This window comes from [Clostridium] cellulosi (assembly GCF_036762875.1).
GTDB classification, from domain to species: domain Bacteria; phylum Bacillota; class Clostridia; order Oscillospirales; family Ethanoligenentaceae; genus Ruminiclostridium_D; species Ruminiclostridium_D cellulosi.
On the sequence record NZ_JBAIZF010000024.1, the window covers coordinates 105,152 to 124,098 of the forward strand.

Consider the following 18,947-nt stretch of genomic DNA (forward strand, 5'->3'; position numbering starts at 1 on the left):
TGGTATGCGCTATTCAAATTATTAAATATGGTCAAATAATTAACAATTAAACTACTTTAATTATATCGCAACCTGAGCGCGCAGGGGAACATATTTTTGAAAATTGGTCAAAATTTTTATGGCAATTCTTGGCTTTCTCTATATCTTCAAAGATTCCAAAAACAGAAGGGCCACTTCCGCTGAGGGCACTTCCGACAGCACCGTATTCCAGCATAAGCTGTTTTGTCGTATAGCTTTCTGGAACAAGTTCCTCAAAGACGTTGCAAAGGCAACGGCCGATTTCTTTGATATCTTTCGCTTCAAGCGCCTTGAGCATAGCAACATTATCCGGCCTTTTTCTTGCCCCATGTTCGTCGAACTGCGCGTATAGAGAACCTGTTGAGGCCTTTTCTCCCTTTTTTACAACTACAATGCAGCAATCAGGAAGCGGCGGTACCTCAGACAGTTTTTCACCTATGCCGCGGGCAAGCAAAGTTCCGCCGACAATGCAGAACGGCGCGTCGGCGCCCGCTTTGACGCCTATTTCACATAGTTTTTTTAAGTCATAACCTGTTTCATACAGCGCATTAAGCCCTACAATCACCGCTGCGGCGTCGGCACTTCCGCCCGCAAGTCCGGCTGCCTTCGGAATTTGTTTCTGAATCTCTATTTTAGCGCCTTCGGAAATCCCAGCGGCCTCAAAAAACAGCGCCGCCGCACGGTAAGCCAGGTTATCACTACCGCAAAGCGTCGGGTCCGAGCAATCCACCGATATAACGCTATCACGGTGGATGCTCACTGTGTCAGAAATGTCAACAGATTGCATGATAGTAGATAACTCATGGTAGCCGTCGGGGCGCCTTCCCACTATGTCAAGTGTCAGATTTATTTTTGCATTTGCTTTTATCTGGACAAAATTAATCTCAAATCACCCTCTCTTGCCGAACAGTCTGAACCGCTTAATATTAATTGCCTGTTTCGGGCACATCTCATGGCAGCAGAAGCACTTGATGCATTTCGAATAGTCAATTACTGCCTTGCGGTCCTTTATCTCAATCGTATGCTGCGGACAGCTTTCGGCACATTTTCCGCAGCCAATACATTTCTTTTTTACGATAACCGGCTTAGGCGTACACAACTTATTCAGCGGTTTTCTTATAAACTCTGGAAAACCAGCCAGGAAATCAAGGGAAACGCTGTCAGGTACCTTAAATTTCCCGAATGCGTCTGCGCCGTCTCCGCACAATTCAACCCCTGTAATATCCTGCGGGCAAAGCCCACGGCTGATGGCGTCGGCAAGCACCGGGATATCGCCCGCCTTAAATCCTATGGCAGCAGTCGCGACAAGGTCAACCGCATACGGATTTGTACCGGCAAATATTACTCCCAGTTTCTTTGGGGTGCCTCCTGTCGGGCCGTTTCCCTCCATGCCGACAATGCCGTCAATAAATGATATGGCGGGCTTTATTGTCTCGCACAAATCAACCAGCATTGCGGCAAAATCCGGAACATTTTGAAACCGATAATGAAATTCCGGTTTTTTCAGCCCGGGAATGGAGCCGAAAAGATTTTTTACCGCTCCCGAATAGGTCATCTGTGCATGCGTTTTGAGCTTTGCCGCAGAGATAACTACATCGGCGTTTGCAATAGGGTTAATTATCTCAAAAGTATTAACCTTTTTCCCGCCGTTTGTGGGGACTTCAACGGAACCTGTGTCAAAATTAAGCTCTGCGCCTTCTCTTTCCGCAACTGCAGCAATCCCCGTCCCATTATATATGGAATGAAGATACTGTTTGGTATAAGGGCCGCCGGGGCTTTCGGCTATAATCGGATTGCCACCGCGCCTTTTGACCGCCCTTATTATAGCCGCAATAAGTTCCGGGTGTGTTGTAGCCGCATTCTCCGGCCGACTCCGCATGATAAGGTTTGGCTTGATTACCACCTTGTCCCCTGCCTTGATTAGCGGCTTCTCCTTCTCAAATTCCTGAAACTGGTTTTCAATAATCTTATCAAGTTTATCTATATCATAAGTTTCGCAGCGAACTGCAGAGACCCTATCCATGTTCCACCCCTTAATTATTTTTATTGAGTCCACTCATAAAGCATTCAAGCCGTTTGAGAGCTTCACATAAATGGTTGAGCGAATATGAATACGAAATGCGCACAAAACCTTCACCGCTGTCGCCGAACGCAGTGCCCGGCACTACGGCAAGGCGCTTTTCAAACAATAATTTTTCGCAGAACTGCTCTGACGAAAGCCCTGACCTTTTAATCGACGGGAAAACATAAAACGCGCCCTCGGGCTCAAAACAATCGAGACCGATTTTATTAAGCCCGTTGACAAGAAGCCGCCTGCGCATATCATATTCAGAAACCATGCGTTCTATGTCTTCATCGCCGTTTTTCATCGCTTCGATTGCGGCATACTGCGAGGTCGTGGGGGCACACATAATAGCGTACTGATGAACCTTATGCATCGCGGCAATCACTGGCGACGGGCCACAGGCATATCCCAGCCTCCAGCCGGTCATCGCGTAAGCCTTTGAAAATCCGCTGACTAATATTGTGCGTTCCTTCATGCCGTCTATTGAGGCAATAGAAACATGCTTTCCGTTATATGTAAGCTCGGCGTAGATTTCATCGGACAGTATCATTATATTGGTGCCCCGCAGCACCTCCGCGATTGCTTCCAAGTCGCTGCGGCGCATTACCGCACCGGTCGGGTTGTTTGGAAAAGGCAGGATAAGCAGTTTTGTCCTCGGTGTAATGGCTCTTTTGAGCTGCTGAGGTGTTAGGCGGAATTTATCCTCCGCTCTCGTCTGTATAATAACAGGAGTTCCTCCCGCCAGCGTAACCAGAGGTTCATAGCAGACGAAACACGGCTGGGGTATTATAACCTCGTCGCCCGGTTTTACAAGTGAGCGGATACAAATATCAATAGCTTCACTGCCGCCGACAGTAATGAGCACTTCGTTTTTTGCGTTGTAACTTATGTTAAAGCGCCGGTCAAGATACTCACTTATGGCCTCGCGGAGCTCAGACAAGCCGGCGTTTGACGTATACCATGTTTTTCCTTTCTCCAGCGAATAAATACCCGCTGAACGTATATGCCATGGGGTGGCAAAGTCAGGTTCACCGACCCCCAGTGAGATAACATCATCCATTTCAGACACTAAATCAAAAAATTTGCGTATCCCTGACGGCCTCATGTCTCTCACTGTACTTGATATAATTGACTGATAATCTAACACAGTGAGATCCTTCCTCTCTCATCAGGCTTTTCTGAGCCGAACACCACGCCTTTATCCTTGTATCTGCGGAGAATGAAATGCGTTGCAGTCGACAGCACATTGTCAAGCGGGGATAGCCTTTCCGCAACGAACATGGCAACCTCTTTGAAAGAGTTGCCGCGGACAGTGACAGCAAGGTCAAATCCTCCTGACATCAGATAAACACTTTCAACTTCCTCAAACTGCATTATGCGCTCGGCAACCTGCTCGAATCCGTAATCGCGCTGCGGTGATACCTTGACCTCAATGAACGCCGTGACAGTTTCCTTATCTGCTTTCTCCCAGTCAATCAGCGCTTTATAACCCTTGATAAGCCCTGATTTCTCATACTCCCGTATCTGCCTTCGGACTTCCTCGACGTCCCTGTTAAGCATTGCCGCAAGTTGTTCGTCGGAAAGCTTTGCGTTCTCCTCAATAAGCGACAGAAGTTTGTCCATAAATCACACCCCACTATTTATATAAAATCTACTATCGAATTTTTAACTTGTTAATTATTCAAATTATACTATAACTCAACGCCTAATTCAATTGCATTAATATTTGATTGCATAACTGCTAATATAAAATTTCGTCCTGTCGGCATACAAAAATATGTTATAATAATAAATATTACATACAACGGCACTGGTAAGGCGGTGAATTTATGTTCAGCGTAACTCCACAACTATTCTTTCTTATGGGGTTGTCGCCGGTTATCTGTATATTTTTAGCCATTTGGATAATTAAGTCCTCGTCTGGAATAAGCATCTTGCCTAAAGCTGAATTAATAAAGTTCGCCTTTATAGCTTATATAATGGTTATCTGTTCGCTGAGCTTTTTTCCAGTCGCCTACGATACAAGCCTCGACGCGCCGCAGTATACACCGCAAAACTTTAACCTTGTCCCGTTCCACACCATAGTTGGGGTCTGCAGCGTCTTTTTTGCCAAAGAATTCTCATTTTATTATAAAGTCAGCATATTCGGCTATAACATCGCTTCAAACCTGTTTCTTTTTATTCCGCTCGGTTTTTTGCTGCCGTCCGTCAATAAAAAATTCATTAAAAAATCTCTCACCGCCATTTTTTCTATCTTGTTTTCATGCATAATTGAAGCAATACAATATGCAGAAACTTCTTTTGGACTTGCCTCCGGTGTCGGAGCAGATATTGATGATGTTATCCTCAACCTCTTAGGCACCCTTCTTGGGCTGATTATGTGGATTAGTTTTTATTCTTCTAAGAAAAATTTACTGCAAAAGGGCTGAATTGTCTATATGAAAATTTGTTAAATTTTTATCTTTTAGCGGTTGAACAAAACTTTCTGCCGTACTATAATATAATTAAGTTTTGTCGCAAAATACAACTTTTATATGTCGAACTTGCATTTTTATTACCGGCATATACTTTGCGGCACATCGTGATAGCGTAGTATACCAAAAACTGTCCTGCTTTACCGAGGCGGGACACACACTGGAGGAGATTTTGTGAAAAGAGTTTACAACTTTTCTGCCGGCCCGTCGATGCTGCCTGAGCCAGTCCTTAAACGTGCTGCTGAGGAGATGCTTGATTACAAGGGTTCAGGACAATCAGTAATGGAAATGTCCCACAGATCCAAGATCTTTGAAAGCATCATTACAGAATGTGAAGAAAGATTACGCCGTGTAATGCACATTCCGTCAAACTATAAGGTATTATTCCTGCAGGGTGGCGCCTCAAGCCAGTTCGCCATGATTCCGCTGAACCTGATGAACGGCAGCGGACGCGCTGATTTCGTTATTACTGGCCAGTGGGCCAAAAAGGCTTTTGCTGAAGCTTCAAGATATGGAAAATGCACAGCAGTTGCATCATCCGCTGATAAAACTTTCACTTATATCCCGAAGCTCGACCCGTCTACATTTGACAAGGATGCGGACTATTTCTACATATGCCTGAACAACACTATTTACGGAACAAAGTGGACTGAACTGCCCGAAACAGGCGACGTTCCGCTGGTTGCCGATATTTCCTCCTGCATTCTTTCCGAACCCCTTGATGTCTCTAAGTTCGGTCTCCTTTTTGCGGGCGCTCAGAAGAACATCGGGCCTGCCGGCCTTACTGTTGTTATTATCCGTGAGGACCTCGTCGGTCACGCCCGTGATATAACTCCCACTATGTTCAATTACCAAACACACGTCGACCACAATTCCATGTATAACACTCCTCCATGCTATTCAATCTACATCTGCAAACTCGTTCTCGAATGGCTTGAAGAGATGGGCGGTGTAGAGAAGATGGCTGAGATCAACCGCGAAAAAGCAAAGATTCTTTATGATTTCCTCGACTCTTCTAAGTTGTTCCACGGAACAGTCGAGAAAGAGTACCGTTCGCTCATGAACGTTCCTTTCGTCACCGGAAACGACGAACTCGACAAGAAGTTTGTCAAAGAAGCTGAAGCTGCGGGCTTTGTGAACCTCAAAGGTCACCGTACCGTCGGCGGTATGCGCGCGAGCATTTATAACGCCATGCCGATTCAAGGCGTTAAGGACCTCGTTGCGTTCATGAAGGATTTTGAAGCTAAGAATGCCTAATTTTCTAAGCCGAAGCGGTGTGCAGCCGCTTCGGCTCATATTTACAAGATTTGCGGCATAATTTAGTTGCAGATTACTTTAACGGAGGTATCTACATATGTTCAATATTAAAACAATGAACAAAATCTCCCCTGCTGGTCTTTCTCAGTTTAAACCGGGAGTTTATTCGGTGTCCGATGAAACTGAAAAGCCGGATGCTATAATTGTTCGCTCCGCCTCGCTGCATGACGTCGAATTTCCTGATTCTTTGAAGGCTATTGCCAGGGCCGGCGCCGGCACTAACAATATTCCAATAGACAAGTGCAGCGAAAAAGGCATCGTCGTTTTCAACACGCCGGGCGCCAACGCAAATGCGGTTAAGGAGCTTGTTATAGGCGCATTTATATTGACCGCCCGCAACGTCATCGAAGCTTCCAACTGGGTACAGAGCCTTAAAGGCAGAGGCGATGAGGTCGCAAAGCTGGTTGAAAAAGGCAAATCACAGTTTGTCGGCCCTGAAATTGCAGGCAAGAAGCTCGGCGTAATCGGACTCGGCGCCATCGGCGTTATGGTTGCCAATGCCGCTCACAGCCTCGGCATGGAAGTCTACGGCTATGACCCGTATATTTCCCTCAAATCCGCATGGGGCATTTCCCGTTCAATCCATCATGCGGCGACGGTAAATGAGATTTATGAAAACTGCGATTTCATCACCATCCATGTACCGCTCAACAATGAGACAAGAGGCGCTATCAATGCACAGTCAATCGCCGCTATGAAGAACGGCGTCCGCATATTCAACTTTGCCCGCGGTGAACTCGTTGTCACTGAGGATATCAAGGCTGCTCTCGAGTCCGGCAAGGTCGCTTCTTATACAGTAGACTTCCCCTGCGACGAGCTGCTTGGTGTTAAAGGTGTTATCCCGATTCCTCACCTCGGCGCTTCTACCCCTGAGTCGGAGGACAACTGTGCATATATGGCGGCAAACGAGCTTATCGACTTCCTCGAGAACGGTACTATAACCAATTCCGTCAACTTCCCGAATGTCGATATGCCGCGTTCAGGCGATACCCGTATCACCGTTGTTCACAAGAATATCCCGAACATGGTCACTCAGATAACCGGCGTATTCTCGCAGTCAAATATCAATATCGAAAATATGGTCAACAAGTCAAAGAAAGAAAATGCTTACACAATTCTCGATATAACCGGCGAGAATGTCGACCAGCCTGTAGAAAAACTCAAAGCTATCAACGGCGTAATCCGCGTAAGGGTTATCCACTGAATTTTAATTCAGATTTGACATTAGCGGCGGGGCGCAGAATTCTGCGTCCCGCTTTTATTTTCTGCCAAAGGCTGGGCAAACCCCTGAAGGTTTTATCAATTATAATTTTAATACTTGCCCGATTTTCCAAAATGGAGTAAAATTAAATGTATGCCAAAATGTTTGTTTTATTGGCTTACTGTCTGAAATCTAATAAATAAAGGCAAGTTTATTATTATTATATGTAGATTCTCGGAGTGCGATTGAATGATATCTCTAAAAAGCATTAGTTCCTTGGCGTCTAACAAAAAAACATATGAACGCGGAATCGAATACTACAACGAACGCCGTGTTTCAAAACTTAACATCGAAACCAATCCCAAAAATGGAATTACAAAAATATATGCTGAGGTAAAAGGGGACAAATTTCAATACAGCGTTGAAGCAACTCTTGACGCAGACGGCAGTCTTATTGACCATTACTGCGACTGCCCTGCCTTTTACTCTTTTGACGGGTGCTGCAAACACACCATTGCGGTGCTGGTGCAATACTATTACATCAAAATGACAGAACAGAGTGCGCCGGTGCCTATAAAAAACGTGTCTGAAACCGACAGCGCCGCCCGTGAAATGATAAATTATTATACAAATCGTATAATCGCGGAGACAATATCCAATTCAACCGCCGAAAAAGTCCATCTCGTTCCAAAAATACGGTTTGACAGCTTCGGCAGGCTTGCCATTGAACTGAGTGCCGGATATGACCGCATGTATGTCATAAAAGACCTGTCAAAATTCTATCAGGATGTCCTGCAGGGCAACGTTGTCGAATACGGCGTAAAACTCAAATTTTTACACAATGAAAATGCCTTTGACACCGAGTCACAGAAGCTTTTGCGCTTTTTTATGGATAAATTCCGCGAAACAATGGCCTATTCGAGCCTGCAGCATACGCATAAAAGCGACAAACGGTGCCTATTCTTGTCGCCTGAAGCCTTCGACCGTTTTTTTGAGATTTACAAGAACAAAGAGGTTACCGTGAATTTCTTTGGCGAGAATGAAACCATACTCTTAAAAGACGGCGAACCCAAACTTGAACTGACAATCAAACAGGACAAAAACAATTTTAAGATTCAGATGGAACCGCCTGAACTGCTTATTTCAGGGCAAGAAAGGCAATATATACTGTCTGGAGATTGCCTTTACAGGTGCAGCAAGGAATGTACTAATGCCACAGGGCCAATACTGCAGGCCATGATAAAGGGCGACGGCGAGCTGAAAATTGCCGAAAGCGACATGGGCAGCTTTTGCACAAGCGTAGTTCCCGAAATAAGAAAGTTTATCAAAATTAATGAGGACGAAAACAATCTAAGCCGCTTCTTCCCCAAGCCGCTTGTCTCCAGGCTCTATCTCGATATTATTTCACCGGGCTTTATAACAGGGAACCTAAAGTTCTGCTATGGTGATATCGAAATCGACTTTATGAGCGATGAAAAGTCAAATTTCCAGCGTGACCTCAAAAACGAGCTTATCGCACAGTCGCTCATAAAGAAATTCTTTGAGGGCTATGACCCTGAACATAAATTTCTGTTTATACGCGACGATGACAGGATTTTTAAACTGCTTTCCGAGGGACTCGACGAGATGTCCCAAGTGATGGAGATATACACAACCGCAAAATTCAGAACTATTAATCTGCAGCGGACACCGCAGATAAGTATTGGCGTCCGGCTGCGCAGCAACCTTATAGATCTCGATTTCGACACTGGCGATTTCCCTCCCGAGGAGCTTGCCGCTCTGCTCAATTCCTATCGCCAGCGCAAAAAATATCACAAGCTGCGGGACGGTACATTCGTTGGGCTTGAAAACAACTCACTGTCCGCCCTGTCACAACTGGCACAGGGGCTTGGCCTTAAAGATGAAGACCTGGCAAGAGGCAGCGCTACAGTCGCCAAATACCGCGCGCTTTATATCGACGGCATTATCAAAGACAGCGCTCAGCTCAAAAGCAAACGCGACCCCGCCTTTAAATCCATGGTCAGGGACATCAACGACATAAGTGACAGCGAGATTGAACCGCCTGAAAGTTTACGCAATATCTTGAGAAACTATCAGAAAACCGGTTTCAGGTGGCTCAAAACGATGAGCCGGTACGGCTTCGGCGGCGTGCTTGCCGATGATATGGGCCTCGGAAAGACGCTGCAGACAATTGCATTCCTGCTGTCAGTCAAAGAGGAACAAACCGAACATACGGTATCGCTTATTGTATGTCCTGCGTCGCTTGTCCTGAACTGGGAAAACGAAATACGGCACTTTGCACCGCAGCTTTCAACAGTATCCATTATCGGCGACGCGCAGCAGCGGGCTGACCTCATTTCCCATATCCCCGAATACGACGCAGTCATCACTTCCTACGACCTGCTGAAACGCGATATCGAGCTTTATGAGGGCATTGAGTTTTACTGTCAGATAATAGACGAGGCGCAATACATCAAAAACGCGGCGACACAAAACGCCAAGGCGGTGAAATCCATACACAGCCGGCAGCGCTTTGCCCTGACCGGCACGCCGATTGAAAACAGCCTTGCTGAAATCTGGTCTATATTCGACTTCCTTATGCCGGGATATCTGCACAGTCACAGCAAATTCAATCAGGATTTTGAAACGCCTATTATGAAAAACGACGACCAAAACGCGCTCGCTAACCTCAAAAAAATGCTGTCGCCGTTTATATTGAGGCGCCTTAAATCAAATGTCCTGAAGGAATTGCCTCCGAAAACTGAAACTGTGCTTTACGCCGGACTTGAAGGTGAGCAGAAACGCCTTTATATCGCAAACCTTGCAAAAATACGCTCCCAAGTGTCCTCACAGATAAAATCCGGTGACTTCAACGCCGGCAGCAAGGTCATGATTCTTGCTATGCTGACAAGGCTCCGTCAGCTATGCTGTGACCCCTCTCTGTGTTATGATGACTACCATGCTGAAAGCGCAAAGCTTGAGCTTTGCCTGCAGCTGCTTGAATCATCCGTCCAGGCGGGGCATAAAGTATTGCTTTTCTCGCAGTTTACCTCTATGCTATCTATAATTGAGGAAAAGCTCAAACAGCTCAATATAAGCTACTATATACTCAAAGGCTCGACGCCGAAAGAGGAGCGTTCCGCCCTTACCCAGCGGTTCAACACCGACGACACGAATGTTTTCCTCATCTCACTCAAAGCCGGCGGCACTGGGCTTAATCTCACCGGTGCAGATATCGTTATCCATTACGACCCGTGGTGGAATATCAGCGCCCAAAACCAGGCCACCGACCGCGCTCACCGCATAGGCCAGCGAAACAGCGTTCAGGTTTACAAGCTGATTGCCAAAGATACAATAGAAGAAAAAATCCTCAAACTTCAGGAGGATAAATCAAAGCTCGCCGATTCTGTTATATCAGAGGGAGACGGCATAATCTCAAAAATGTCGCCCGAAGAGATACTCGCGCTGTTCGACGAGTAATTACAGAAATATAAGGCCGCATGGAAAATCCATGCGGCCCTATTTGTTGCACGGCGTTTTTTTATGTTTGTCATTCATTTGGCACTGTAAGGCCCCCGCAGATTTAACCGCGGGGTGTTGAGTCATGCCTGTTTTACGTCCGCCCGTTTTTCGGGGAGACATATAGTTCCCCGCTTGTAGTAAGGGCTGCGTAAAATATATTTTCAACTTTAAGGTTTTTGGGGGCAAGCTGCGAAATCAGCCATTGCTCATCCAGCCCCGCTTCAGCCAGATTTTCCGGTATCAGTTTGCCGTCCATTATCAGGTCAACGGGCAGCTTTGCCTCCTGCTCGGTTTTGTCAATATCGGACAATACAACGGGCCGTTCCGCCGATTTCGGTATCACCGACAGACGGCCGTCACTCTCAATAATAGCAAAGTTTACATCCCCGACATTAAAAAAGTTCTTTTCCCTAAGCATCTCCAAAAGCCTGCTCATGCTTATCCGCAGTTTTTTGAGATTGCCGTCGATAATCTCGCCGTTGCATATGACGACTACTGGTGTGCCGTCTATTGCTTTAAAAAAACGGAAGCTCTTAAAGTCAAGCCATTCGCTGAGCAATACCAGAAGCACAATGACCGCTGCGGAGATGATTCCAAGCAAAAGCGAGTTGGCAGCGCCGAGGGAAATCCTGGCCGCAATAGCGCCTAAAAGCACGCCGACGATAAAATCAAAATAGGTAAGCTGGGACAGAAATTTTCGGCTCATCAGCTTATACACAATCAGGAGAATTATATATGCGCAAATACTGCGTATGACAACTTCACAAATTTCTACCCACATTTACCTTTCGACCTCCGCCAACAGGTCGCTGTACTTGCCTTTGAAAAGCACTCTCAGCGGGTCTTTAGGCGGCCCCTCTATAAGTCTGCCGTCAATCCCGAACCTGCCGCCGTGGGCCGGACAATCCCAGGTCTTTTCAGCCGCATTGAAGTTTAAGGATGTCGTCATATGGGTGCAGGATATATCTACAATGGTCACATACCCGTCCTCGTCCAAATAGATACCGGCCCGCTCTCCCTCAAAATCAATGACTCTGCCCTCGCCGGGGTGCATGCCGGTAAGTTTGTCAAGCGCTTCGGTCTTTGATTTGATAAACTCGCCGAGCCAGCCGGCCGATTCTGAAAGGAAGGTACCGAGGGAGCTGCTGATATCGCGACGCGCCGGTGAGAAGGTATCCTCATAGATACTCCCGCCTTTTGCTATGATATCAGACGTTATCATGCCGGCGAGCGTTCCGTTTGTAATGCCCCATTTTTTATAGCCCGACGCAATAAAGATATTCGAGTTGGCGTGAAGCTTTCCTATATAGGGAAGCCCGTCCGGCGTGTCATAGTCCTGCGCTGACCACTTCGCGATGATTTCACATTCGCTTGACGTCAACTCTTTAGCGTACTTATAAAGGTTGTCAAAATGCGCGCTCATATCCCCGCTTGAACGGGCAGTCGGGTGCCCCTCACCTACTACTATCAAAATACGCTTGCCGTCCTCAGCATAGGTTCTTATCGAGCGGGAAGGGTCTCCGATGTTGATATAGCTGCCGTCCGGCCATTCGCCTTCCGGTTCAAGCGCCATGCCATACGACCTTTTTGGGTAAAGCCGTGTGAAGTAAAAGCCGAACGGCCCGTCATAAATTGGATACTGCGTAGCCATCAGAACGTGTTTTGCAGTGATTTTTACGCCGTTTTCGCATGTCACTGTAACGGTGTCCCCATCCTGTACTTTTACCGCCTTTGTGCCGCAGTAAATCTTCGCGCCGCGCCGGACGGCCGCTTCAGCTAATGCTGCTATATATTTGACGGGATGGAATACCGCCTGGTTATGAAAGCTCAATGCCGCAAGGCTGTCCTTCGGAAAATCCGGATGCGAGATATATTCAGCATCTATGCCCAGTTCCTTTGCCGCTTCAAATTCGTCCTTGAGTTTCTCGATTTCATCTTCTTTTTGCGCAAAAATACACGCGGTGTTCTCATTTAAATTGCAGTCAATCTGTTCTTTCTGTACCGTTTCCTTTATAAAGTTTAAAGCGTCCCTGTTCGCATTCGCATAGCTTTTTGCGGTTTCTGACCCCTGCTCTTTCATCAACCTGCTGTAAATTAGGGCGTGCTGTATCGTTATCTTCGCGGTGGTATTGCCTGTTGTCCCGCTGCAAAGTTCGTCCGCTTCTATTAAAACTGTATCTTTGCCCTCGCCGCTGAGCAGGTACGCGCAGGTAACGCCTGTAATGCCGCCGCCGATAATGAGTGTATCCGTTTCGATATCGCCATTCAGGCGCGGATAAGTCTTAATCCGAGCCGTTTTATGCCAAAATGATATCGTGTCATTTATCATAAATAATCCCCCAAAAGTTAATTTTCCCGCTTATCTTAGTATGCTCTCAAAAATTCAAATTAGTATTTATTCGGTTGAAGCGTCACCCTTTAGGTTCGTAATAACAATAAAATGTTGAAAGCTGTATGAATGTAAATTCTAAGGAAACATTATGTATTATCGAAAACAAAAAAGCTGTTCATCTTATTTCAGGCGAACAGCTTTTTTTCGTTGCTATTTTGCTATATGTATGCTAAAATAATGAAAATATTTTGTGGTACGACTGGAGGAATCGGGATGCCTTATATCAACACAAAAGTGAACGTCAAAATTTCAAGAGAAAAGGAAGAAGTTTTAAAGTCAAGATTCGGAAAGGCAATTTCAATTTTCCCCGGCAAAAGCGAAAACTACTTAATGCTGTCATTTGAAGATGAATGCAACCTTTATTTCGGCGGAAAAAATAACATAGGCATAGCCTATATTGAAGTCAGTCTCTTCGGCAAGGCCGACAGCGCATCATACGACAAGATGACCGCCGAACTTACGAAAATTATAAACGAAGAACTGGGCATAAGCCCATCTGCCATATATATTAAATATGAAGAAACGGAACATTGGGGCTGGAACGGGCGAAACTTTTAAATAAATATTAAATTAAAGGGCCTTTACAAAATAACTATTTTGTTAAAGGCCCTTTTCCTTTGCTTCCCGATTCAATTTTTTTATCATAAATTACGAACTTGTTTTTTCCTTCTCTTTTTGCGCAATACATAGCTTGATCAGCCACTTTAATGAAATCGTTGCTATTCTTAATACTATCATCGTAAGGTGCTATACCAATACTTACCGTTACATGAATCATTGTTCCGTCAATTAAAATAGGCTTTGCAATTTCTGAAACAAGTTTATTACCGATTGTTTCGAGTGATTCTATTGAATCAATGTTAGAAATGAAAATAATGAATTCATCACCGCCAAGACGGGCAACAACGTCATCTTTTCGTACCTTGCTTTTTAATATGCCTGCCACCCTGACAAGCAGATTATCACCCATTAAATGTCCATATGTATCATTTACGGACTTAAACCCGTCAAGGTCCAAAAACAACAGCGCACTGCTTTGCAGGGTTTTCGGATCTTTAAATGTATTGTCCAGCAACTGCATTATTGCGTGACGGTTCGCCAACTTTGTCAAAGGATCCCTGCGCGCCAACTGCCGGTTTATTTGCTCAGATTCTTTTATCTCGAGATAACCTTTTTTAAGCTCATTTATTAGGGAGGTCATCTTGTATTCATTGCTGACCTGTGCTGTAATATCATCAATTTGTATAATGGCATATGTTTCGTCGCCTATCATTGCCGGTTTAATATTCATATTTTGCCTTATATTTTCAATATTGCCCTCTTTGGGATAAACAAATGCTTTATGCAACTTGCTCGAGCAAAACCGGCTTTGATTATATAATAATGCAGATTCGATAATATCCTGATACAGTTTCTTTTTGAATGTTTCGCAGATCTCAGAAAGTTTGCGGCCCAGCGCCTCACTTTGGTGAATTTGCGAGATTCTTTCCATATATTCATTCCAGAACGTTATTGTTTGGCTGCTGTCGATAATTATTACCCCAATATCTATACTGTTCAAGGCAAATTTATACAATTCAATCATTTATACCAACCAGCATCTCATCTATTTTATTTATTAGCATTTTTTCGGAATTGACTGAAAGAGCGATAAAAATGACCCCACGGACCTGGCTTTTTGGCAGATAAAATGAATTAAACATGGACAAAAAGTGCATTTCTTCCGGCAAAATTCCACTATCCATTGCATCAATTGTAGTCATTTCAATTTGCGGAAGTGAATATTCAAGCCTGACACCAAGCAGGTTGCCAAAGCCGCCAATTACTGCGTTAAAAATTATATTGCTTATTTCCCTTATTACATCAAGGTCCTGGGCTGTTAGTCTGTTGTAGTAGTCACCGTTATCAGGTTCTTCAGCAAGACATGCGTTGACAAGATATTTTGCTTTATCCGCTGGAAATACTATGTATGCGTTGCCTGAAAAATCGTTGCCAAACCTCATTGAGCATAAAACTGATGTATTGAAATCAGGGTCTTCTCTGTTCAGCAGTCTTAAATCAAATTCATTGCCTTTTTTTAAATCAAGTGAAGGGAGTGAAAGAATTACCTTTTGGTCGACCATCTCTGATAAAAGACTCGCTGCCACGCCGAGATTTGTATTTAATATCTCGATTAAAAGATCCTTTTGTAAATCCGACAGCATCAAATCACTCCTCAACAAGGCCCGAAATAAACTTTATACTGTCCTTATTAATCGGCTTGTTTAAAAAAGCAGTGACTTTCAGCTGAGCGATTTCTTCTTTGACTGTTTTCTGGATATCAGCCGTCAATACGACAATCTTCGTTTTTTTATCGGTTGACCTGATTTTTTCGATAAATTCCTGTCCGCCCATACCCGGCATAAGTAAGTCTGTAATTATGAGATTTGGGTGTTTTTCTTGGTAAATCTCATAGCCTTCCTCACCGGAAGCAGCAAAGTCAAGTTCTATATTCGGATTGATCTCGAGCAGGTATTTCTTTATAAACTGCCTGACAAAAATTGAGTCATCGACGACCAGAATCGTCATAATACCACTCCCGATTTTCTTATTTGGCCCCGCGAATCTTTTTATATTATTGCGTAAAACCAAATATTTTTAAAACTACCTATTATTATAATAGTAAATTAATTAAATAATGTCAATTGTTTTTATTTATATGCACTTATTATTTAATTTTGTGTAAAATTAAGGAAATTTTCATACAAAAAGTCAGTTACATTAAGGGCAACTGACTTTCCAAAAAACTTTTTGCTTAATTAATTTTTTGTTTTGGCCACAGGTCTTCTATTTCGCTCTTCTTCTCTCTCAACATCAAATCCTTAATAGCCTTTGACGGGTTCTTGCCTTCATAAAGGACCTGATAACATTCATTCACTATCGGCATTTCAACGCCTGCTCTCTTTGACAGCACATAAGCGGCATGGGTCGTTTTATAGCCTTCGACAGTCATGCCTACTTTTTTGATTGCCTCTTCGGCAGACAGCCCTTCGCCGATATAAATGCCCGCACGCCTGTTGCGGCTGTGCATGCTTGTGCATGTTACAATAAGGTCTCCGACTCCGGCAAGCCCGGCAAAAGTCTGAGCCGAACCGCCCATCGCGACGCCAAGCCTCGCCATTTCCGTTATGCCTCTTGTCATCAGCGCGGCCTTTGTGTTGTCGCCGAGCTTTAATCCGTCGCATACGCCCGCCGCAAGCGCCATAACATTCTTAAGTGACCCGCCAATCTCCACGCCAATTACATCTGGGTTGACGTATATTCTGAAGTTTTGGTTCATAAGCGTTTCCTGTACCTTTGCCGCGGCGTCCTCGTATTTTGAAGCGGCGACTATGGCTGTCGGCACATTGCGGGAAACTTCCTCCGCGTGGGAAGGGCCCGAGAGTACAACCGTCTTGACCTGCGGCAACTCTTCTTCAATTACCTGCGTCATCCTTTTAAGCGAATTTTCTTCAAGGCCTTTTGCGACGTTAACCACAATCTGGCCAGGTTTTAAAAGAGGGGCAAGCTTTTTAGCAGTTGATCTTACTGCAAAGGACGGGACTGCCAGTATTGTCAAATCCATATCACAGGCGCAGCTTATGTCGTTTGTTAAGCATATTTTTTCCGATACCTTTATGCCGGGAAGGAGCTTTTTGTTCTCGCCGTCGCTGCGGATTGCCTCTATTTCTTCTTCAAATGGCGACCAGAGTGTTACTTCATGGCCGTATTTTTCGCTCATAACTGCAAGCGCAGTACCCCATCCCCCAGAACCCAAAATTGCAATTTTGGACATTATCCGAATTCCTCCAATTTAAAAGGATGAAAATTTGCCTTTTATAAAACAAAAATCTAAAAACAGCCCATACTTTTCAAGATTTGCTATGTATTTTCGACTCCGTTCCGTTTAAAAGCCTTGAAATATTCTCATGATGCTTTACTATTATTATCAATGTGATGCAACTGACAAGGAGAGTATTTATAACAGGATATCTCTGGTGGTCGGCAATTTGAAACGCAATCGTTGTAAACGGCAGCGAAGCGGCAGCACAAACTGAACCGAGGGAAACATAGCGCGTTATCAGCACTAAAACAGCAAAAATCACGAAGGCAATGAGGAAGACGCGCCAATCAAGCAAAAGCACAATTGCCGTAGCCGTCGTTACCCCCTTGCCGCCTTTGAAACCAAAGTAGACTGGGAAGATATGGCCAAGCATACATGATATACCCGATGTATATTTTAAACATTCTCTATACTCTCCGGTGAGATTAAAAGCATTTGCAACAGCCATCGTTATAAATATAGCGACAACGCACTTAAGAAAATCACCGGCAAAAGTAAGCAGGGCCGGCAGCTTTCCGGCTGTGCGAAGAACATTTGTCGCCCCGGCATTTCCACTTCCATGAGCCCTCACGTCAGTCCCAGCAAACTGCTTTGTTATGATTATTGAAAAACTGATGCTTCCCAAAAGATAGGCGGCAACAGCGCTGATGACATAGGCGAGTATTGTTGTCGGCTGCACATTAACCCCTCCGAAATACTTCTATGCTTTTAAACTGCCTTTACAGTCACTTGAATCTACTTCACGCGGCAGGCCAATTGATTATTGAGCCTTTTCGCTGCGCTCTCTGATAATAAACCGAATCGGCGTACCTTCAAGCCCAAATGTAGAACGAATCTGGTTCTCTATATACCGCTGATATGAAAAGTGGAACAGTTCCTTGCGGTTTACGAAGATAACAAAAGTGGGCGGATTGGTGGACGGCTGGGTAATATACATTATTTTGAGCCTTCTGCCCTTATCCGACGGCGGCTGAACCCTTTCAACAGCTTCAGCGAGCACTTCATTGAGCTTGCCCGTTGAAATTCGCATTGAGTTCTGGTCGTATACATATTTTATCAGATGAAACAAGCGGTCGACTCGCTGTCCGGATTTTGCAGAAATAAACACAATCGGGGCATAGGACATAAAACTTAAATCGTTCATCAGTTTCGTCCTGAATTCGTCCATTGTCTTATCGTTTTTTTCTATCAGATCCCACTTGTTAACTGCAATAATACAGCCCTTGCCCTCTTCATGCGCAAAACCCGCTATTTTTGAGTCCTGCTCGGTAAATCCTTCTGTTGCGTCTATCATTATGACGCAGACGTTCGCCCGCTCTACGGCGGCATATGACCTCAACACGCTGTAATGCTCAATATTATCCTCAACGCGGCTTTTGCGGCGTATGCCTGCTGTGTCGATAAATACAAACCTGCCGTGCTCATTTTCTATCACTGTATCGACTGCGTCACGGGTCGTACCGGGTATGTCAGACACAAGAACGCGCTGCTCGCCGGCTATCCGGTTGACCAGGGATGATTTGCCGACGTTTGGTTTACCGATTATTGCAACCTTTATCGTTCCGGTGTCGATTTCCTCTTCAGGTTCATCGCCGAAAAGCTCGATTACCTTGTCGAGCAGGTCACCGGTTCCCAATCCGTGCAGAGAAGATACCGGATAGGGGTCGCCGAGGCCGAGATTATAAAACTCATAGATTTCGTCTGGGACTCTTCCCGTCTTGTCAACCTTGTTCACGCACAAAACCACAGGCTTGCCGCTCCGTCTGAGCATAGACGCAATATCCATGTCATCGGCGGTTACGCCTGTTCTTATATCAGTAACAAAGATAATTACGTCGGCGGTCTCAATCGCTGCCTGAGCCTGTGCTCTCATCTGGGACAAAATGACATCATCCGATTTTACTTCTATACCGCCGGTATCGGCAAGGAGAAACACATGCCCGAGCCATTCGCAGTCGGCATAAATACGGTCCCTCGTAACACCGGGAGTATCCTCGACTATTGAAACGCGCCGTCCTACAAGTTTATTAAACAAAGTCGATTTACCGACATTTGGTCTTCCCACAATTGCGGCAATTTTCTTTGACATTGTCTTC

At 44.9% G+C, this 18,947-nt stretch carries 17 protein-coding genes; 5 read left to right on the plus strand and 12 right to left on the minus strand.

From position 1 onward, the window contains the following. Positions 1-46 precede the first annotated feature (46 nt). The 4 genes from ispE to V6C21_RS07375 are packed head-to-tail and all read right to left on the minus strand — an operon-like array spanning position 47 to position 3,706. On the minus strand, positions 47-901 hold the full coding sequence (gene ispE, locus V6C21_RS07360) for a 4-(cytidine 5'-diphospho)-2-C-methyl-D-erythritol kinase (protein ID WP_479268709.1): 855 nt from the start codon (positions 899-901) through the stop codon (positions 47-49). 6 nt (positions 902-907) lie between these two features. Beyond that, positions 908-2,041: a DUF362 domain-containing protein gene (locus V6C21_RS07365; protein ID WP_045085610.1), complete on the minus strand. Its 1,134-nt coding sequence runs from the start codon at positions 2,039-2,041 to the stop codon at positions 908-910. A gap of 10 nt (positions 2,042-2,051) precedes the next feature. Continuing rightward, a complete protein-coding gene (locus V6C21_RS07370; protein WP_479268710.1) occupies positions 2,052-3,188 on the minus strand; it encodes an aminotransferase class I/II-fold pyridoxal phosphate-dependent enzyme in 1,137 nt (378 codons plus the stop codon). Between the two features lie 35 nt (positions 3,189-3,223). Then, on the minus strand, positions 3,224-3,706 hold the full coding sequence (locus V6C21_RS07375; RefSeq protein ID WP_034836951.1) for an Lrp/AsnC family transcriptional regulator: 483 nt from the start codon (positions 3,704-3,706) through the stop codon (positions 3,224-3,226). A 239-nt stretch (positions 3,707-3,945) separates the two neighbouring features. On the opposite strand from V6C21_RS07375, the gene V6C21_RS07380 reads away from it, so the two are divergent. From V6C21_RS07380 to V6C21_RS07395, 4 genes are all read left to right on the plus strand, one after another. Next, on the plus strand, positions 3,946-4,512 hold the full coding sequence (locus V6C21_RS07380) for a VanZ family protein (protein WP_479268711.1): 567 nt from the start codon (positions 3,946-3,948) through the stop codon (positions 4,510-4,512). A gap of 219 nt (positions 4,513-4,731) precedes the next feature. Continuing rightward, the gene (serC, locus tag V6C21_RS07385; protein WP_034836948.1) at positions 4,732-5,814 is read left to right on the plus strand and encodes a 3-phosphoserine/phosphohydroxythreonine transaminase; all 1,083 of its coding nucleotides are present in this window, start codon (positions 4,732-4,734) and stop codon (positions 5,812-5,814) included. A 97-nt stretch (positions 5,815-5,911) separates the two neighbouring features. Continuing rightward, positions 5,912-7,078, plus strand: a complete 1,167-nt coding sequence (locus tag V6C21_RS07390; RefSeq protein ID WP_034836945.1) for a phosphoglycerate dehydrogenase — start codon at positions 5,912-5,914, stop codon at positions 7,076-7,078. Positions 7,079-7,324: 246 nt separating this feature from the next. Then, on the plus strand, positions 7,325-10,555 hold the full coding sequence (locus V6C21_RS07395) for an SNF2 helicase associated domain-containing protein (protein WP_034836942.1): 3,231 nt from the start codon (positions 7,325-7,327) through the stop codon (positions 10,553-10,555). A gap of 133 nt (positions 10,556-10,688) precedes the next feature. On the opposite strand, the gene V6C21_RS07400 is transcribed toward V6C21_RS07395, so the two are convergent. Next, complete coding sequence (locus tag V6C21_RS07400; protein ID WP_479268700.1) at positions 10,689-11,378, minus strand: DUF421 domain-containing protein; 690 nt, start codon at positions 11,376-11,378, stop codon at positions 10,689-10,691. Then, positions 11,379-12,926 (minus strand): FAD-dependent oxidoreductase, encoded by a 1,548-nt coding sequence (locus V6C21_RS07405; RefSeq protein ID WP_045085614.1) that lies wholly within the window; start codon positions 12,924-12,926, stop codon positions 11,379-11,381. It lies immediately after the preceding gene. A 276-nt stretch (positions 12,927-13,202) separates the two neighbouring features. Here V6C21_RS07405 and V6C21_RS07410 point away from each other — a divergent pair, with 276 nt between their 5' ends. Continuing rightward, complete coding sequence (locus V6C21_RS07410) at positions 13,203-13,547, plus strand: phenylpyruvate tautomerase MIF-related protein (RefSeq protein ID WP_034836934.1); 345 nt, start codon at positions 13,203-13,205, stop codon at positions 13,545-13,547. A gap of 34 nt (positions 13,548-13,581) precedes the next feature. Here V6C21_RS07410 and V6C21_RS07415 read toward each other — a convergent pair whose 3' ends face one another. The 6 genes from V6C21_RS07415 to der all read right to left on the minus strand — a co-directional run bounded on the left by V6C21_RS07415 (position 13,582) and on the right by der (position 18,940). Beyond that, entirely contained in the window at positions 13,582-14,574 is a 993-nt protein-coding gene (locus V6C21_RS07415) for a sensor domain-containing diguanylate cyclase (protein ID WP_045085615.1), read from the minus strand. Then, a complete protein-coding gene (locus V6C21_RS07420; RefSeq protein ID WP_034836931.1) occupies positions 14,567-15,193 on the minus strand; it encodes a hypothetical protein in 627 nt (208 codons plus the stop codon). Before V6C21_RS07420 ends, V6C21_RS07415 begins: the two co-directional genes overlap by 8 nt. Positions 15,194-15,197: 4 nt before the next feature. After that, positions 15,198-15,557 carry a response regulator transcription factor gene (locus tag V6C21_RS07425; protein WP_034836927.1) on the minus strand — a complete coding sequence of 120 codons (360 nt, stop codon included), beginning with the start codon at positions 15,555-15,557 and terminating at the stop codon, positions 15,198-15,200. Between the two features lie 226 nt (positions 15,558-15,783). After that, the gene (locus tag V6C21_RS07430) at positions 15,784-16,803 is read right to left on the minus strand and encodes an NAD(P)H-dependent glycerol-3-phosphate dehydrogenase (RefSeq protein WP_479268701.1); all 1,020 of its coding nucleotides are present in this window, start codon (positions 16,801-16,803) and stop codon (positions 15,784-15,786) included. 76 nt (positions 16,804-16,879) lie between these two features. Then, complete coding sequence (gene plsY, locus V6C21_RS07435; RefSeq protein ID WP_479268702.1) at positions 16,880-17,530, minus strand: glycerol-3-phosphate 1-O-acyltransferase PlsY; 651 nt, start codon at positions 17,528-17,530, stop codon at positions 16,880-16,882. 81 nt (positions 17,531-17,611) lie between these two features. After that, positions 17,612-18,940, minus strand: coding sequence for a ribosome biogenesis GTPase Der (der, locus tag V6C21_RS07440; RefSeq protein ID WP_034836918.1), 1,329 nt, complete (start codon positions 18,938-18,940; stop codon positions 17,612-17,614). Positions 18,941-18,947 lie beyond the last annotated feature (7 nt).

Coding starts and splice junctions, on each gene's coding strand:
- V6C21_RS07400 (WP_479268700.1), bottom strand. CDS start 11,378: ATGTGGGTAGAAATTTGTGAAGTTGTCATACGCAGTATTTGCGCATAT.
- V6C21_RS07405 (WP_045085614.1), bottom strand. CDS start 12,926: ATGATAAATGACACGATATCATTTTGGCATAAAACGGCTCGGATTAAG.
- V6C21_RS07380 (WP_479268711.1), top strand. CDS start 3,946: ATGGGGTTGTCGCCGGTTATCTGTATATTTTTAGCCATTTGGATAATT.
- V6C21_RS07370 (WP_479268710.1), bottom strand. CDS start 3,188: ATGAGGCCGTCAGGGATACGCAAATTTTTTGATTTAGTGTCTGAAATG.
- V6C21_RS07375 (WP_034836951.1), bottom strand. CDS start 3,706: ATGGACAAACTTCTGTCGCTTATTGAGGAGAACGCAAAGCTTTCCGAC.
- V6C21_RS07430 (WP_479268701.1), bottom strand. CDS start 16,803: ATGTCCAAAATTGCAATTTTGGGTTCTGGGGGATGGGGTACTGCGCTT.
- V6C21_RS07395 (WP_034836942.1), top strand. CDS start 7,325: ATGATATCTCTAAAAAGCATTAGTTCCTTGGCGTCTAACAAAAAAACA.
- V6C21_RS07420 (WP_034836931.1), bottom strand. CDS start 15,193: ATGCTGTCGGATTTACAAAAGGATCTTTTAATCGAGATATTAAATACA.
- V6C21_RS07425 (WP_034836927.1), bottom strand. CDS start 15,557: ATGACGATTCTGGTCGTCGATGACTCAATTTTTGTCAGGCAGTTTATA.
- der (WP_034836918.1), bottom strand. CDS start 18,940: ATGTCAAAGAAAATTGCCGCAATTGTGGGAAGACCAAATGTCGGTAAA.
- V6C21_RS07365 (WP_045085610.1), bottom strand. CDS start 2,041: ATGGATAGGGTCTCTGCAGTTCGCTGCGAAACTTATGATATAGATAAA.
- V6C21_RS07390 (WP_034836945.1), top strand. CDS start 5,912: ATGTTCAATATTAAAACAATGAACAAAATCTCCCCTGCTGGTCTTTCT.
- V6C21_RS07410 (WP_034836934.1), top strand. CDS start 13,203: ATGCCTTATATCAACACAAAAGTGAACGTCAAAATTTCAAGAGAAAAG.
- V6C21_RS07415 (WP_045085615.1), bottom strand. CDS start 14,574: ATGATTGAATTGTATAAATTTGCCTTGAACAGTATAGATATTGGGGTA.